This window comes from Candidatus Erwinia haradaeae, from assembly GCF_900698935.1.
Taxonomy (GTDB): Bacteria; Pseudomonadota; Gammaproteobacteria; order Enterobacterales; family Enterobacteriaceae; genus Erwinia_E; species Erwinia_E haradaeae_D.
In genome coordinates, this window is sequence record NZ_LR217715.1 from 953,945 (window position 1) to 971,545 (window position 17,601).

At 37.3% G+C, this 17,601-nt stretch carries 13 protein-coding genes; 10 read left to right on the top strand and 3 right to left on the bottom strand.

The features are described 5' to 3' along the window. Positions 1–253: 253 nt before the first annotated feature. Positions 254–613, bottom strand: coding sequence for a 6-carboxytetrahydropterin synthase QueD (gene queD / locus ERCIKOCA2762_RS03050; protein ID WP_157988693.1), 360 nt, complete (start codon positions 611–613; stop codon positions 254–256). A 736-nt stretch (positions 614–1,349) separates the two neighbouring features. Here queD and cysJ point away from each other — a divergent pair. From cysJ to ispF, 10 genes are all read left to right on the top strand, one after another. Continuing rightward, on the top strand, positions 1,350–3,155 hold the full coding sequence (gene cysJ / locus ERCIKOCA2762_RS03055) for an NADPH-dependent assimilatory sulfite reductase flavoprotein subunit (protein ID WP_157988694.1): 1,806 nt from the start codon (positions 1,350–1,352) through the stop codon (positions 3,153–3,155). Then, positions 3,155–4,870: an assimilatory sulfite reductase (NADPH) hemoprotein subunit gene (gene cysI, locus ERCIKOCA2762_RS03060; protein ID WP_157988695.1), complete on the top strand. Its 1,716-nt coding sequence runs from the start codon at positions 3,155–3,157 to the stop codon at positions 4,868–4,870. The genes cysJ and cysI overlap by 1 nt, the downstream gene beginning before the upstream one ends. 17 nt (positions 4,871–4,887) lie before the next feature. Then, positions 4,888–5,619: a phosphoadenylyl-sulfate reductase gene (locus tag ERCIKOCA2762_RS03065; RefSeq protein ID WP_157988696.1), complete on the top strand. Its 732-nt coding sequence runs from the start codon at positions 4,888–4,890 to the stop codon at positions 5,617–5,619. A gap of 472 nt (positions 5,620–6,091) precedes the next feature. Beyond that, positions 6,092–7,483 carry a siroheme synthase CysG gene (cysG, locus tag ERCIKOCA2762_RS03070; protein WP_157988697.1) on the top strand — a complete coding sequence of 464 codons (1,392 nt, stop codon included), beginning with the start codon at positions 6,092–6,094 and terminating at the stop codon, positions 7,481–7,483. Positions 7,484–7,527: 44 nt separating this feature from the next. Next, complete coding sequence (gene cysD / locus ERCIKOCA2762_RS03075; protein ID WP_157988698.1) at positions 7,528–8,436, top strand: sulfate adenylyltransferase subunit CysD; 909 nt, start codon at positions 7,528–7,530, stop codon at positions 8,434–8,436. A 9-nt stretch (positions 8,437–8,445) separates the two neighbouring features. After that, complete coding sequence (gene cysN / locus ERCIKOCA2762_RS03080) at positions 8,446–9,873, top strand: sulfate adenylyltransferase subunit CysN (protein ID WP_157988699.1); 1,428 nt, start codon at positions 8,446–8,448, stop codon at positions 9,871–9,873. A 4-nt stretch (positions 9,874–9,877) separates the two neighbouring features. Then, positions 9,878–10,483: an adenylyl-sulfate kinase gene (gene cysC, locus ERCIKOCA2762_RS03085; protein ID WP_157988700.1), complete on the top strand. Its 606-nt coding sequence runs from the start codon at positions 9,878–9,880 to the stop codon at positions 10,481–10,483. A gap of 207 nt (positions 10,484–10,690) precedes the next feature. Then, the gene (locus ERCIKOCA2762_RS03090; protein ID WP_157988701.1) at positions 10,691–10,993 is read left to right on the top strand and encodes a septum formation initiator family protein; all 303 of its coding nucleotides are present in this window, start codon (positions 10,691–10,693) and stop codon (positions 10,991–10,993) included. Positions 10,994–11,112: 119 nt separating this feature from the next. Then, positions 11,113–11,808, top strand: coding sequence for a 2-C-methyl-D-erythritol 4-phosphate cytidylyltransferase (gene ispD, locus ERCIKOCA2762_RS03095; RefSeq protein ID WP_157988702.1), 696 nt, complete (start codon positions 11,113–11,115; stop codon positions 11,806–11,808). 9 nt (positions 11,809–11,817) lie between these two features. Next, on the top strand, positions 11,818–12,294 hold the full coding sequence (ispF, locus tag ERCIKOCA2762_RS03100) for a 2-C-methyl-D-erythritol 2,4-cyclodiphosphate synthase (RefSeq protein WP_157988703.1): 477 nt from the start codon (positions 11,818–11,820) through the stop codon (positions 12,292–12,294). A 1,145-nt stretch (positions 12,295–13,439) separates the two neighbouring features. On the opposite strand, the gene surA is transcribed toward ispF, so the two are convergent. Next, positions 13,440–14,720: a peptidylprolyl isomerase SurA gene (surA, locus tag ERCIKOCA2762_RS03105; RefSeq protein ID WP_157988704.1), complete on the bottom strand. Its 1,281-nt coding sequence runs from the start codon at positions 14,718–14,720 to the stop codon at positions 13,440–13,442. 60 nt (positions 14,721–14,780) lie between these two features. Further along, positions 14,781–17,132, bottom strand: coding sequence for an LPS assembly protein LptD (lptD, locus tag ERCIKOCA2762_RS03110; RefSeq protein WP_157988705.1), 2,352 nt, complete (start codon positions 17,130–17,132; stop codon positions 14,781–14,783). Positions 17,133–17,601: the final 469 nt, after the last annotated feature.

Here is a 17,601-nt window from a genome sequence, read left to right on the forward strand (position 1 = left end):
GAATATGGTTCTTTTCAAAAAACCTAAATATAGGGTTTTTCGATAATACAATAAATAAATAGTATATAATCCGCATGGATAAAAATCACCGGTCCCACCATTCCACTTTTAGAAAGTGAAAATCAATAAACCTATGGTGTGATGTCCAATATGAAAATACTATCTTAAAGAGTATTGTAGTACTAAACTTTTTTGATAGCTTAACTTTAGATAGCAATCTATCTACCTGTTTTCTATTTCCAGTAATATACTTTCAAGCTCGATACACACATCCAGAACTACACGTTTCTTGTACAATTACAGCACTTAATATCGCAAGCTCTGGCTTAACTTTGTTCCAAATCCACGCCGCTAATACTTCGCTAGTTGGATTTTCCAGCCCTGCAATAGTGTTCAAACAAGAATGGTCTACCTGATCGTAAATTGGTTGAAATGCCTGCTTAATCTTAGAAAAATCAATAATCCATCCAGTGTCAGGATTCACAATACCCGTCACCTCTAAACGCACTATAAAAGAATGGCCATGAAGATTAGCACACTTGTGACCCTCTGGTGCATGTGGTAAATAATGCGCGGCTTCAAATGTAAACTCTTTAAATAAAGTAATTGCCATAACCTAGTCTTATATAATTAAAACTTTTCTGGAATAGTTTCAATCCCGGAAATAGTCTATAATTCCTGCATCAGGATGTCGTTATCATTCCATGATTAAGATACCATCACAAATACTTGCTACCGCAATTAAGGAAGATTGTGTATTTATTATTGCTTTATTATTAGCGATGAAAATTGCATTATGCGTATACTCTAAAATAATGACTAATCAATAACAAAGTATAACTTAAAAAGTACAATATAAAATATTACTGCATATTACGCAAGTCTTCATGGCATATTATACACATATAATATATTAAAAAACAGATCCTGGATACTCCACTAACCTCAACTTATTCTGCTGTGTGATAAAAATCAAGTAATCGCATTAGAAGAGCGTGCCTAACTACTATAAATATACGAGTGATTATGTTATATAAAATTTATCTTATGATTGTATTATGAACCCTATTATAGAGCCATTATAGCTTATATAATCATTATGACCATTCATCGAAATATCAATCATAGCATGTACTCACTCACTTACATTCGCTGAACAGACTGAGTAGAAGTTTATAAAATCATCTTAAATTGACAGATACAAAATCATTAATGATACACTCGTCGTCTGTTTCTTAAAGATTTTTTAGTTATTTTTGTTATGAATTAGCACCAACCCGTCTTTCAAGGTTTGCGTACTTACCTTACCCTATGCATATTAATTTTCTCACTCTGGAACTTTTAATGCAATGACTATTCAAGTACCAATTAAGAATGTATTACCACTTAATACACAACAGATGGATCACATTAAAGCAGTGATAGATGAATGCTCTACCTCTCAGCTGATATGGCTAGCTGGCTATTTCTGGGGGTTAAGTAATCAAGAAAAAAATCTGAATGGTAATGTTAGTCAGTCAGAAGCAATCGACATTCCAACTATTACGATAATATCCGCCTCCCAAAATGGGAATGCTCGGGGGCTTGCAGAAAAGCTGCACTCATCTATAATAGACGCTAAATTAAAAGCCAATCTAATACACGCTCGTGATTATAAATTTAAAAATATTGGTCAAGAACTATTTTTCATTTTAATTACCTGCACCCAAGGGAATGGTGAACCACCGGAAGAAGCAATAGCGCTATATCGCTTTTTGATGTCCAAAAAAGCACCTGATATGCACTCAAGTTCATATGCAGTATTTGGGCTAGGCGATACTTCCTACGAATTCTTTAATCAAGCTGGCAAAGAATTTGATCAAAGACTATCTGAGCTAGGTGCTCAACGCCTGTTAGACAGAGTAGATGCAGATGTAGAATATTCTGAACTAGCTCATGTTTGGCGCATAAAACTGATAGAAATACTCAAACAAAAAATTCGATTATCTTCTACTGACAAACTCCCTCCTTCAATAGATAATGCACATACGGTTCAACACACAGTTTATGATAAATATCACCCACTGCATGCACGCTTGTTAATTAATCAAAAAATTACTGGCAGAGGGTCAGACAAAGATATCAGACATCTTGAAATTGATCTGATGCAATCTAATCTACAATACCAACCAGGGGATGCACTGGGAGTGTGGTTTGAAAATGATCCAGCATTAGTACAAGAATTATTAAAATTACTTTCACTCACAGGCGAGGAGATCGTTATAGTAAAAGGGTGTTCTATACCGATAGAACAAGCATTGCGACAACATTATGAACTAACTGTCAATACCGCTCGCATAGTTGAACATTATGCGCAGATTTCACAAAACCCGCTCTTAATAGAAAAAATTAACCATAGCTGTACACTACAAGTGTATGCAAAAAAAACCCCCATTGTTGATATGGTCCGACATGCTCCAAGCAAGCTAGATGCAGAAAAACTTATAAGCATCCTACGCCCATGTACACCCAGATTATATTCTATTGCTTCGTCACAAGATGAAAATAAAAACGAAGTACATATCGCGGTCAATGCCGTGCGTTTTTATGTCGAAGGACGCGCTAGAACTGGCGGCGCGTCTGGATATTTAGCAGATCGTCTACATGAAGAGGATGAGATACGTATTTTTATTGAACCTAATAATAATTTCAGATTACCAAAGAATCCTTGCACACCAATCATCATGATTGGTCCTGGCACTGGTATTGCGCCATTTCGAGCATTCATGCAGCAACGCGACTATGATCGAGCTACCGGTAAAAATTGGTTGTTTTTTGGTAACCCGCACTTTACAGAAGACTTTTTGTATCAAGTTGAGTGGCAAAAATACGTTAGAGATGGCTTGCTTACTCGTATAGATTTGGCTTGGTCACGCGATCAAAAAAACAAAATTTATGTCCAAGATAAAATTCATGATAATGGCAACGACATATGGAACTGGATTCAAGAAGATGCACATATCTATGTCTGTGGTAATGCAAACCATATGGCTAAAGATGTCGAACAAGCATTATTACAAGTTATTTCAACATTTGGCGCTATGGAGATTACAGATGCAGATGAATTTTTAAGTAATCTACGCACTCAAGGCCGCTACCAGAGAGACGTATACTAATGAGTAATACAAAATATATTGCCCCCTTAGTGGTTGAAGGAAAACCCACTGATGCTGAACGCATCAAGGCACATAGTAATTATCTTCGTGGTAGTATTGTTCAAGATCTCAAAGATAACTTAACCGGCGGATTTAACGGCGACAACTTCTCCCTTATTCGCTTCCATGGAATGTATCAGCAAGACGACCGTGATCTGCGTGCTGAACGCGCAGAACAAAAGCTAGACGCGCGACATGCAGTGATGTTGCGTTGCAGGTTACCAGGAGGTGTTATAACACCCAAGCAGTGGCTAGCAATAGACCAATTTGCTGCTGAAAAAACCTTATATGGAAGCATTCGTTTAACTAATCGCCAAACTTTTCAGTTTCATGGTATTTTAAAGAAACACCTTAAAGCTGTACATCGAATGCTAAATAATGTTGGCTTGGATTCAGTAGGTACTGCTAATGATGTGAATCGTAATGTATTATGCAGCTCTAATCCCATGGAATCTGTCATACATCAAGAAGCTTATGAATGGGCTCACAAAATATCTGCACATCTGTTACCACACACTAGGGCTTATGCTGAAATCTGGCTTAATACAGAAAAGATAAAAACTATTGATTCTGAACCAATTCTTGGCGCCACATATTTACCTCGTAAATTTAAAACTACAATTGTCGTCCCACCGCATAACGAAGTAGATCTACACGCGAATGATATGAATTTTATCGCGATTACTAGGGCGGGATCCCTGATTGGTTTTAACTTATTAATCGGTGGCGGTCTTTCCATTGAGCATAATAATAAAAAAACATATCCGCGTACCGCAAGTGAATTCGGTTACTTTCCAGTTCATAAAACTCTTGATGTCGCAGAAGCAGTAGTGTCAATACAGCGGGATTGGGGCAATCGTACTAATCGTACTAATGCTAAAACTAAATATACCCTAGATCGTGTTGGTCTCGATACTTTTAAGACTGAAATAGAGCGCCGCTCTGGTGTGAATTTTGAACCAATACGTCCTTATCAATTCACAACTCGCGGAGATCGGTTTGGATGGATAAAAGGCATTGATCATACATGGAATCTAACTGTATTTGTTGAAAATGGCCGTCTATTAGATTATCCTAATCGTCCATTAAAAACCGGAGTGGCGGAAATAGCTAAAGCTCATGAAGGCAACTTTCGCTTAACCGCAAATCAGAACTTAATGATTGCTGGAGTAACAGAATTAGAAAAAAACAAAATTGAACACCTAGCACATTCATATGGCCTGATTGACAATATCAGTCATCAACGCAAAAACTCTATGGCTTGTGTTTCTTTTCCAACCTGTCCGCTAGCCATGGCTGAAGCAGAACGCATTCTGCCAAAATTCGTAACCGAGGTAGAGAAAATTATGGAAGGATGCGGATTAAAAGATGACTATATTGTTCTGCGTATCAGCGGTTGTCCAAACGGGTGCGCTCGTGCACTACTATCTGAAATTGGCTTAATAGGAAAAGCCCCTGGGAGATATAATTTATACCTAGGAGGTAATCGTATTGGTACGAGAATTCCTCGCATATACCACGAAAACATTAGTTTACAAGACAGTCTGGGACTCCTAAATAACTTAATTGGGGAATGGGCAAAAAATCGCAAAAAACACGAAGGGTTTGGTGATTTTGTAATCCGTAGTGGTTTTGTGAAACCAATACTGGACCCAGCGCATGATTTTTGGAATTGATGGAAGGATAGAGGACCATGGTGACACTAACAGAGCTCCAGAGCACATCAAAAACAGAATGTGATTCGGTACTAGATAATATTAACAAAAACCTATCTCGGTTGTCTGCTGAAGAGCGCGTGCGTTGGGGGTTAGCCAACCTACCAGCTCAAGCAATCTTGACCTCTAGTTTTGGTATACAAGCAGCAGTCAGTTTGCATCTCGTAACACAACAAAAAAAAAATATACCAGTTATTCTTACTGATACCGGCTACCTTTTTCCAGAAACATATCAATTTATTGATCAGTTAACTGAAAAAATGAGTCTAAACTTACAAGTCTTTCGTAATATAAACAGCCCAGCGTGGCAAGAAGCGCGATACGGTAAATTATGGGAACAGGGAATAACAGGGATTGAAAAATATAACCACCTGAATAAAGTAGAACCCCTACAGCAAGCGATTAAAACACTCAAAGCACAGACTTGGTTCGCAGGTTTACGTCGCGATCAATCTCATAGTCGCTCACGCCTTCCTTTTCTTGCTATTCAGAAAGGTATTTTTAAGCTTCTACCCATTGTGGACTGGAACAACCAGAAAATATTTAACTATTTAAAAAAACATAATCTACAGTATCACCCTCTATGGGAACAAGGTTATGTGTCAGTTGGAGATATTCATACTACCAAGAAATGGACGCCAGGCATGACACATGAAGAGACACGTTTTTTTAGCCTCAAACGAGAATGCGGTCTCCACGAAGAAACATAAAAGCATAGGACGCAAGAAGTTGCGCCTCAACTACCAGAGAATTGACGCAATGCTGATCTCACAGTAACCCCGATCATTTCCTTTAAGCAAAACAATGCCCCTTAAAGCGAAGCGCTCTATGATTTCAGATCAATGCGAATCCATAAAATGTTAGGTCACTATTTAAGTATATTCTGAACTGCTTCACACACAATGGTACTAGCCACACAATAGATTCCATTCAATTTTAAGAGAATGCTGTCAACAATGGTCAACAATGAAAGAACATAATTATACACTACCTACCAATGTAACTAAAAAACTAACAAAAGGGCATTGAGCTGATCAATGTTACTGGCAGCCTCGTACGTTGAGAAAATATAGTACTTATATGGATTGCTGTATTGCGTTACTCAGTCATTACTTACCATACATAGTACTTGTATTATAATAGAAACTAACATAATAAGCTTATGTTGCCATGAGGGTGCATGTGAATTATCTTCCTCTTTTTGCGGATCTAAGAAAAAAACCAGTACTAGTAGTTGGCGGTGGTCATGTAGCTGCACGTAAAATTCAGTTGTTAATGCAAGCTGGAGCACGTGTACAAATAGTGTCTGGTTGCTTATGCAAACAATTAGAAACTATGGCAGAGCAAAAAACAATTGAATGGTTGGCTAAAAACTATCATGCTAAGCAATTAGAGAAAGTATTTCTAGTTATTGCAGCCACAAATAATGCTCAGCTCAATAGCCAGATTTATCAAGATGCTACTAATCGATATCTTCTTGCAAATGTAGTTGATAACAAACCATTTTGCTCATTTATTTTTCCGTCTATTATTGATAGAACACCTATCATAATAGCTATCTCATCCAGCGGCACTGCTCCTGTTTTAGTGCGGCTTTTACGTGAAAAAATAGAAGCACTACTACCATCTCACCTAGGAAAGATGGCAAACATAGCTTATAAGTGGCGAAAAAAAGTGCAAGAACGTTTCTCTAACGTATCTAATCGTCGTCATTTCTGGGATACAGCTTTTAACGGTCTGTTCTCTAGTCAAGTTGCTGTAGGCAATATAAACGAAGCTCAACGTACACTAGATCGCCAATTATCTGATATTAATATTAGACTTGGTGAGATTATCCTTGTAGGGGCGGGTCCAGGTGATAGCGGTTTACTTACTTTACGTGGATTACAGGTCATGCAATTAGCTGATGTGGTATTATATGACTATTTAGTAAGTGATGAAATACTTAATTTAAGTCGACGTGATGCTGACCGTATCTGTGTAGGCAAGCATGCACATACTCATAGTATTACTCAAACAGAGATTAATGACATGCTAGTCACACTAGCCAAGAAAGGTAAACGAGTAGTACGCTTAAAAGGTGGAGATCCCTTCATATTTGGACGGGGGGGCGAAGAGCTAACAGCAGCAGTCGAAGCTGGAATTCCCTTCCAAGTTGTACCGGGTGTAACAGCTGCCATTGGTGCTGCTGCTTATGCAGGTATTCCGTTAACACATCGAGATTACGCCCATAGTGTATTATTGGTAACTGGCCACCATTGCAGCAAAGATACTAACCTAGATTGGGCAGTATTGGCACGCATTAACCAAACACTAGTAATTTATATGGGTTCTGTAGCAGCTGCCGATATTACACATCAATTAACTCAACATGGTCGCGATCCTAATACGCCTGTAGCCGTCATTAGTCGGGGTACATGCAAAGATCAAAAAGTTCTCGTTGGCACACTAAAACATCTACCAGAACTAGCGCTTCATACCCCTCCGCCAGCATTATTTGTGATAGGTGCAGTGGTCAATTTGCATGACCACCTCGCCTGGTATCAGATTCGTGGAAAAAGATATGAACAGTAACTTTCTTTATTGCACCTTTGAATGTACATTTTTAAGGATATATTATGGATTCTAACAAACTGACTCATTTGCGTCAATTGGAGGCAGAAAGTATTTATATTATCCGTGAAGTTGCGGCAGAGTTCGCTAATCCGGTTATGATGTACTCTATTGGAAAGGACTCCTCAGTCATGTTGCACTTAGCGCAAAAAGCCTTCTATCCAGGTATCATATCATTCCCCCTGCTACATGTAGACACCGGTTGGAAATTTCATGCAATGTATGAATTTCGTGATCGTATTGTAAAAAAAATGAATGCAGAACTATTAGTTCACTGTAATCCTATCGGGAAAGAGATGGATATAAATCCATTCATACATAATAGCGCTAGATACACAGATATGATGAAAACAGAAGCACTTAAACAAGCACTAGATAAACATGGCTTTGACGCAGCTTTTGGAGGCGCCCGGCGTGATGAAGAAAAATCCCGTGCTAAAGAACGAATATATTCTTTCCGCGATCGATTTCATCGCTGGGACCCTAAAAATCAACGTCCAGAATTATGGAGTAATTATAATGGCAGAATTAACCAAGGCGAAAGCATACGTGTATTTCCTCTTTCTAATTGGACGGAGATAGATATCTGGGAATATATTTTCCTAGAAAAAATAGAGATCGTACCTCTCTACCTAGCCGCTATGCGTCCTATTTTGGAACGTAATGGCATGCTAATTATGATTGATGATCATCGTATTAATCTGCAACCTAACGAAAAAATTGAAGAACGCATGGTAAGATTTCGAACGCTGGGATGTTGGCCACTGACCGGAGCCATTGCATCAACCGCAAATACAGTATCTTCTATTATTGCAGAGATGCTTCTTTCCACGACCAGTGAGCGTACAGGCCGTATGATTGATCGCGATCAAACCAGCTCTATGGAACTTAAAAAACGTCAAGGTTATTTCTAAGGAGTCTGAATGACTACGATCACAAAAAAAGATATTGTCGACCAGACAATTACAGAAGCATGGATCAATAAACAAAAAAATAAACAACTATTGCGTTTTCTGACTTGCGGAAGTGTTGATGATGGTAAAAGTACACTGATTGGTCGGTTATTACATGATACAAAACAGGTTTATGAAGACCAACTAGTGTCATTACAAAGTGATAGCAAGCGTCATGGCTCACAAGGAGAGAGGCTCGATCTAGCATTTCTAGTTGATGGTTTACAAGCTGAGCGTGAGCAAGGAATCACTATTGATGTTGCGTATCGCTATTTCTCTACTGATCGTCGTAAATTTATTATCGCTGATACACCGGGGCATGAACAGTATACGCGTAACATGGCGACTGGAGCCTCCACATGCGATCTCGCCATACTATTGATTGATGCACGTAAAGGCGTACTCAATCAAACTCGTCGTCATAGTTTGATTTCTACTCTCTTAGGGATTAAATATTTAATTGTAGCCATTAATAAAATGGATCTAGTGGATTATAGCCAGGATAAATTTCACGAAATACAGAAAGATTATCTTCATTTTTCTACACAGCTACCTCATGATATTCATATACATTGTGTACCTATATCAGCCCTAGAAGGCACTAATGTAGCTGGACCCAGCGGTCAGATACCTTGGTATACAGGTTCTACGCTTCTAGAGATGCTAGAGACCATTGAAATAAATCGTGAGATAGATACGCAATCAATGCGATTTCCAGTGCAATATGTGAATCGTCCAAGTTTAGATTTTCGTGGTTATTCTGGTATGCTATCTTCTGGTAAATTGAGAATAGGACAGCTCGTAACAGTTCTTCCTAGCGGGATACAATCTACTGTTGCACGTATAACAACGTTTGATGGAGACCTACATCACGCCGTACCAGGAGAAGCTATTACAGTGGTTTTAAAAGACGAGATTGATGTCAGCCGTGGAGATCTCTTAATAGATTCAAAAGAAACATTAATACCAGTTAGAGCAGTCAGTATAGATGTAGTCTGGATGTCAGAAACACCACTCATTACAGGAAATAGTTATGATATAAAACTGGCTCATAAAACAACTTCTATACGGATTATAAATATTGAACATCAGATTGATATCAATAACTTAACAAAACACTCTAGTACAGAGCTTTCACTCAACGCAATTGGTCGTATAGATATCATATTTGATGAACTGCTCCCAGCAGAACCCTATGCAAAAAATAAAATCACTGGTTCAATGATCATAATAGATCGCATCAATAATGCGACAGTGGGTGCCGGCATGATTCATAAAATATTATCAGATCCACTGACCGCGAAAAGTACCAACCAGGTCTCTTTTGAGATAGAGTTACATGCTCTTATACGGCGCTATTTTCCACATTGGGGGGTTTGCACCCTAAATAATAGGTAGCAAGATGGTCGATGATAATCAAAATGTAGTATGGCATTCTCATTTTATCACTCGAGAATTACGTGAGAGACTACATGCACATAAAGGTATTGTATTATGGTTTACGGGTTTGTCTGGTTCTGGTAAATCTACTATAGCAGGTGCGGTAGAACAAGAACTATATCAGATGGGCGTGAGCAGCTATTTACTAGATGGTGATAATGTCAGGCAAGGTTTGTGCAAAGATCTTGGTTTTACTTATCCTGATCGCAAAGAAAACATCCGTCGAGTGAGCGAAGTGGTAAAACTCATGGTAGATGCAGGAATACTAGTCCTCACTGCGTTCATTTCTCCTTATCGTGCCGAACGCCAGCTAGTACGTGAAATGTTACCAACAGAATGCTTTTTAGAGGTTTTTGTTGACACACCCCTTGTCACATGTGAATTACGTGATCCTAAGGGTCTATATAAAAAAGCTCGGAGTGGAGAGTTACATGATTTCACTGGCATTCATGCAGAATACCAAGCTCCATTACAACCTGATATTCGAATAAATGGCAGCCATGAGTTACCATGTTTAACTCGTCAAATATTAAATCTTTTGCGCTTAAAAAAGATCATTACATTCTAAATTATATTATGCTAGTGATATTTTTATTAAAAAGCACCGCAGGGGAGGCGTCTGTATGTTTTATAAAATTCTGTATAATACTATATTATGCTGTATTGATGCGTGAATTTATACAAATCTGTATAAAAACATTTGCCACTATGCAATATCTAATTATTTAATAGATGATAAACTGATTATATAGAAAAATTCCTATAAAGAGGCCATGTGGTCAAATTAACACTATTATTGCTGGTGATTTTAATCTGGCTCCAATACTCACTCTGGCTAGGAAAAAACGGACTACATAATTTGGCTTATATCAAGAAAGATCTTATATTTCAGCAAAAACGTAATTCTATTCTAAAAATACGCAATGAACAACTATACATAAAGCTTAACGATTTACATCATCAATGTCAGAACGTTAAAGAAGGAGTATTAGAAAACGCACAAATCATTCCAACTCAGAAAACTAGATATAGTATTATGGAATGCAAACCATCAATGCAATATACAATGAGAAGATAAGCACAATTATACACACACTATAACACTAGATTCTCTTCTAAGAGACAAAACTTTTGTGAGAGTATTCAATAAATAATAAAAATTCTATAAATAGACACACAGACTATTATGATAGTAATATGAAATTCATGGATTTAATAGCTATAGTACCTGCTGCAGGAAAAGGTTGTCGCATGAAATCACAGTTTCCTAAACAGTATCTGACTATTTGTGGAAAAACTATTCTAGAACATAGTGTGAATGTGTTATTACAGAATCCAAAAATAAACAGAGTAATAGTTGCGCTACACCCCTTAGATATACATTTTAAGCATCTTTCAATAGCCCGTGATGGCCGTATTACTACTATATCGGGCGGGAAAAAACGGACCGATTCAGTATTAGCAGCTCTGCGAGCCTCCCCTCCTGCTAAATGGGTGTTAATTCATGATGCAGCTCGCCCTTGTTTACGCCCTGAAGACCTAAATCGACTCCTTGCACTTACTCTGAGTAGTCATATAGGTGGTATTCTAGCGATTCCAGTGCGAGATACAATCAAGCGTGCTATAACAGGGCGCAATCATATTCACCATACTATTAAACGAGAGTCTCTATGGCATGCATTAACACCACAATTATTTCCGCTATCATTACTTAGAAATTGTTTAGAAAAAGTACTCAGTAATGGTCAATCGGTTACTGATGAAGCATCAGCGCTAGAGTACTGTGGGTATTATCCTGAATTAATTCATGGGCGTAGTGATAACCTAAAAATTACTCACCCAGAAGATTTAGCATTGGCACACTTTTACCTTAAAACATCCAAAAATTTATAAGGAAGCAAGATGCGTATTGGTCACGGTTTTGATATACATGCTTTTGGGGGGATGAAGAAATTAATACTTTGTGGGGTTCCTATTCCACATACACGGGGACTCCTAGCGCATTCTGATGGTGATGTGTGTGTGCATGCGTTGACTGACGCACTGCTTGGAGCAGCTGCACTAGGAGACATAGGTCAACTATTTCCGGATACTGATCCTGTTTATAAAGACGTTAGTAGTCGCATTCTGCTTCGTAAGGTAGTACAAATGATTTTAGAAAAAAACTATTCTGTTAACAATGTTGATATGACCATTATTGCTCAAACCCCAAAAATTCTACCCTATATAATACAAATGCGTACACATCTTGCCAAAGATTTAGGTGTAAAAATAGACAGCGTAAATGTAAAATCCACCACTACAGATCATCTAGGCTTTATTGGGCATAACGAAGGCATTGCATGTGAAGCTATTGCATTATTAATGAAACACGAATAGAAAACATGTTGGTATTTCGGTAATAAATACCATCAAACACCATAAAGAAGAAGGTTGTTTATGTAACATGCCATCTAACAAAAATAGCAAGATTAGTCTCACTGGTCACTATTTTTTACATGTATAAAATAAGTGTGCCAGTCATAAGGCAATGCCCGCTCACACATGTGAACGACTACTTAAATGATAAACTAACTATCCATATATATCACTTCACAAACAGCGTCTCTACTCTAAGCAGCGAAAAAAAAACTCAGACTCTTGCTGGTGTCATTAACATCATACACTTTCTTTACAATCATATGACGAACTGTGAAAGTCTTTTATTTACTATATGTTTGCTGTTTAGTATAATTCTATTATATTCTAAATTGATTGATAATATATAATGCATGGAAACTATAACTCTTATGAACATAGTATGCTTCTGCTTCTAGTGACCAAATCAATGCCATCGATGTTTCTGTTAGTATATATGCTGCTTTATGACCTCTAGGTCATACATGTGTTAAGAGTCAAAGTACACACTAGTTTTATAAAAATATTACGGCAGGTGCATTTTATTAATAAATGAGAAAAAACACATTTACGCACACCATGCATCACACCGTCGTATATGTCAATTGATTCATAGCAATGAAAAAGAAAAACACACAACCATGATTATCAATTTTCCATTCTAACTCATTTTCTCTAATAGACCAGAAAGTCTGTATACTTACTCACGCCTCCAATTCTTATACATAACAATAAATATAACTATATTCTGCATAGAGTCCAATAGATTTTTAATCTCTCTAAGAGTAGCAATATCTGCTATAGCAGTACATGATTTCTATATAAATAAACTATTATATGTATGATAGGATTACTAAACTCGACGGATTACCAATCAGGCACTATAACACTCTCAAATAGCTACTCAAAATATCACTATTCCTGCTAGGCAATCTAACAATTGATATTGTTATGACTGATCGTGCGCTCATGCAACCATCACACATATATAGAATATACAGATACTATGACACCCTAAAAGACCTTCCGTTCTGTGACACAACTGATCGTGTCAGTATAGCATATATATGCTATATTTTATCTATCTTCTGGCAATATAAATCACAACAGCATGATCCTGCTCGTTTCTAAGGTAGAATTTGTATGTAAGCCGCAGCTCGCTCATCCTCTATCCACTCTTCAAGCGCGACAGAAAATTTACGATTTAATAATAAATGATAAGCTTCATTTTTGTAAAACTCATCGGTACGATCTACAATATGAGTATCTATAATATACATTATATGCCACCCTAAAGAAGAGTGTACTGGAGTGCTAATTTGACCTTTTTTAAGTTTTTGCAGAGCGACATAAAACTCTGGATCAAACCTGTAAAGAGACATCCACCCTAAATCACCACCTTGATATGCAGCTCCAACATCCTTGAATAGTAATTGAGATACGTGATTAAATGATGTCCCAGATTTAATAGCTTTTGAGGCCCAAAAAATTTTTTCCTTGGCTCGTTGAGCAGAAAGATCTGATGATGATTTGAGTATAATATGTCTAGCATTTAACTCAGTGACTAAGTGCTTCTGTCTGTCACCACGCATATCGTTTACTTGTAATACATGCCACCCAATACTAGATTGGATAGGACCAATCAAACTGCCTTTATGTGACTGTAAAAGATCAGAGATAAACAAAAATGGTAGTTCTTGTACCCCTCTCCACCCCATTTCTTTTGTCGGTATTACCCTACAACCCGAAAAGTAAGGAATTTTAACTTGATGAAAATTAAAACCCTCTTTGACTTTTTGAATAAACTGATTGGCTATGTTTTTTTGCTCATTCAATTTCTCAAATGTGAGATCCGCTGGTAAGGGGAACATAGCACTGCTTAGATTCAACTCCAAATTAGAACGCCGTTGTAACTTGAGCTGCTCTGCTAGTCCATCAACTTCTTCAGGAAACATTGTAATACCACGAAGAATCTCCCGATTACGCAATAACATAAGCAACACATCATGGCGAATCTGCTCACGATAGTCAGAATAGTTTAACCCCTGATCAGCCACAGCCTTGTATAGTTGATCTACACTGATTTGATGTTGTTTTGCAATTTTCTGAATGACCTGTTCTAATTGAAAATCATTGACTCTCAATCCAAGTTGTTCTGTTTTTTGCACAAAAAGAGTGTCTATTACTAATTTATCAATAATTTTGAAACGTAATTCTTTTTCATCCGGTAGACTCTGATTCAGCTGTTGAGCCTGGTTTTGTATAGATTTCATTATCCGATTAACGTCACTATCTAAAACAATGCTGTTATTAACTACAGCAGCGACTTTATCTAGCACTTGTTCTTGTGAACATGCCATGCTAGGTATTAAAACTACAGCAAAGAGTAATATTTTCCAGTTAATCATACCTGTTCCGTTCTGGTATCCCAGACTGTATGGGTTAGTAGTGATGTATACAATAATACATTAAAAAATCTTTTGATAAGGCAGCATGCCTTGACGCAACATCTGGCTCGTATCTAGATCATGACCTGGATTTAAACCACGCAATTCAATATTAAAGGAAATTTGATTATCATATTTGCTCTGATTTTGCTCCCAACCGTTAATTTTACGCTCATAACCAAAGCGTAGTGCATAGCAACAAGAGCTATACTGCATACCTACTAACTGGTCCGCTATCATCTTAGTCTTAAGATCATAGTAAAAAGCGCCAACAACTGACCACGTATTACATGTACTAAGAATCGGCAAATTCGCAATCGCGCCTACCTGTGAGATCCCTTGACGATATTGATGTTGATCATTCTCCTCCTCTAACGTTTTTTTCATATAGTCTGCGCTCGTATAACGATAACTACATTGTATCATATGACTTGAATGATAACGCCATTCTAATATCGTGTTGCATTGTGTAATGCTATCTATGTATGCATCATATTGCACGCCGCCATGCAGCATTAAGTAATTAGTAATCCTCCAAGAACTATCACCTGCTAATACTAAACTCCCTCTAGACTTATCATTCGATTTACCCACAACACTATGTTCAGAATTAAACAAATAAATCTGACCAATAGACAGCTTAAAGCGCTCAAGGAACTTAGCGTTTAAAACACGCATTGTAACACCAGTAGCTGCCTGATTAGCAGACGTGATACGATCTAATCCACTATATGTGGTTTCTCTGAACAACCCATCATAATCTCTACCTAATAAAGTGGAATCATAAGTACGTATCCATCGCTGATCGCGATACGGCACATACAGATACTGCGCGCGAGGTTCTAATGTTTGTCTATAGCCCGATAGCCATCGCATATCCCGACTAAATAACATCATTCCGTCGAATGTTAATTGTGGTAGAATACGATTAAAGGAACTTTTTAACTGATTAACCGGCCGCACTTGTGTGTTGTAATATTGAATGTTATTTTGTTCATAGTGCGTTATAAGTAGTTTAGCGACACTGTTGAATGTATTCCATTTATTTTCTAGAGCACACCTTAGAGTTGGTTCAAGATGTAGACGTGTAGCACTTGGCATGCGTGTATCCATGTTAACAAATCTTACAGCCTGTGCGTATAAGTGACCTTCAAAGGGCTTTAAATAACGATAATGATAGTTCAAATCGATTTGTGGTTCGGGATAATAAATATCTTTGTTATCCTTGAGAGATAACACCTGAAATCTTTTAGTTGAGAACACCACATCCCAATTACGATCTGAATATCCCAAAATAAACTTCTGAATAGAATAATCATCACTAGTAGTACCATAAGATGACTTTAGATCAGTAAAGTAATATGGATCGCTGACTTTTGTATACTCAGAGTTAAAACGCCAGTGCTCCAAATAGATTCCAGTATGTTCCCAATGAGCCAACCATCTGGTTGCAGAACGACCTATATTCCTATGATCATCCTGATAAAGACGATCAGAATTAAGGTAATCAATTTCCATGAGGCCACTACCGCCTATCCGATATCGCAACTCATTTTGCCACTGCATGCCTCGTTTGCTAATGTAGTGTGCCACTAAAGTTGCATCAGCCTCTGATGATATATTCCAATAATATGGCAATAAAAATTGTGCACCACTAATCTTATTATAATAAGTATGAGGCATTAAAAAACCAGAACGGCGTCTATTACCAACTGGTATGTTCAGATAAGGACTATAAAAGATTGGCACGCCGCCTAATTGAAAACGTGCATTCCAAATCTTTGTCACTTGTGCATCAAGATCATATACAAATTTAGACCCTTTCAGAGTCCAACTATCTTGGCCTATCGGACATGAAGTAAAAGTGCCATTTTCAAGAATCATATAACGATTATTATTACGCAACTTGATTTTAGTAGCAAAGCCACGTCCCTGACGATCTACCATCTGATAATCACTATGCCAAACATTTGTGTCTTTAGTATTTAAATTAGACCACGCCTTCAGACCATTTAAGATAATCTGTTTATCATCATAACATACATTTCCTGACGCGACGATAGTGTGCGTTGGATTCTGATCTCCTTTTAGTACTCTACGATCTACTCGAATATGCTCTGATGTAATATGTCTCTGTCCTTGTTGAATCTCAACATGACCAGTAAACATAGCTTGATCTGGGTAAGTAGCGCGAGCTGTGTCTGCATTGATAATTACAGGTAACTGATTCATCTCTTTACTCTGTATTATTGGAACATGACCATCATTATCCTGACTTATACGTAATAGAATGGAATTATCTGCTACTACGTGTTTGCTAACACATACCAAGCTCATAAGCACACCAAACAACAAAGGTAGTCTTATATTCATACGCGATCTTCATATTTCCAAAAAACTTATCTAACTTCTAATTAAGGACAAGAAAATGATACTACAATAAGCAATTATTACCGTAATCCCAACGTCTGAAAAGACGTAATAACACATTATGGATTCATATAAAACGCCTTGATGATTTAATCAGTAAATACTGATATATCGTGTATCTACTAGACTGACTACATATCGCCACTATTATATAATTTCACATATACCATTCTGAATATATCTACTGTCAATATCAATATCACTAAATTAAGTATGTTGATTATAAAAATTGATAGAATGCTGAAGAGGTAAAGATGATGAGGATATACGGCAACCCATATGTAGATAAGAGCATGTTATTCTTAAAAAGAATTAGATTACTAAAGAGCTTAGTGTTAAAGATAGTATAAAAAACGTAATACATTTCATCCATTAATTATCTGATATCTACATTATTAATGTCATCTCACGA

Excerpts from the sequence above, each read along its gene's own strand:
- cysI (WP_157988695.1), top strand. The coding sequence starts at position 3,155 with ATGAGTAATACAAAATATATTGCCCCCTTAGTGGTTGAAGGAAAACCC.
- ERCIKOCA2762_RS03065 (WP_157988696.1), top strand. The coding sequence starts at position 4,888 with ATGGTGACACTAACAGAGCTCCAGAGCACATCAAAAACAGAATGTGAT.
- queD (WP_157988693.1), bottom strand. The coding sequence starts at position 613 with ATGGCAATTACTTTATTTAAAGAGTTTACATTTGAAGCCGCGCATTAT.
- lptD (WP_157988705.1), bottom strand. The coding sequence starts at position 17,132 with ATGAATATAAGACTACCTTTGTTGTTTGGTGTGCTTATGAGCTTGGTA.
- ispF (WP_157988703.1), top strand. The coding sequence starts at position 11,818 with ATGCGTATTGGTCACGGTTTTGATATACATGCTTTTGGGGGGATGAAG.
- ispD (WP_157988702.1), top strand. The coding sequence starts at position 11,113 with ATGAAATTCATGGATTTAATAGCTATAGTACCTGCTGCAGGAAAAGGT.
- surA (WP_157988704.1), bottom strand. The coding sequence starts at position 14,720 with ATGATTAACTGGAAAATATTACTCTTTGCTGTAGTTTTAATACCTAGC.
- cysD (WP_157988698.1), top strand. The coding sequence starts at position 7,528 with ATGGATTCTAACAAACTGACTCATTTGCGTCAATTGGAGGCAGAAAGT.
- cysJ (WP_157988694.1), top strand. The coding sequence starts at position 1,350 with ATGACTATTCAAGTACCAATTAAGAATGTATTACCACTTAATACACAA.
- cysC (WP_157988700.1), top strand. The coding sequence starts at position 9,878 with ATGGTCGATGATAATCAAAATGTAGTATGGCATTCTCATTTTATCACT.
- cysN (WP_157988699.1), top strand. The coding sequence starts at position 8,446 with ATGACTACGATCACAAAAAAAGATATTGTCGACCAGACAATTACAGAA.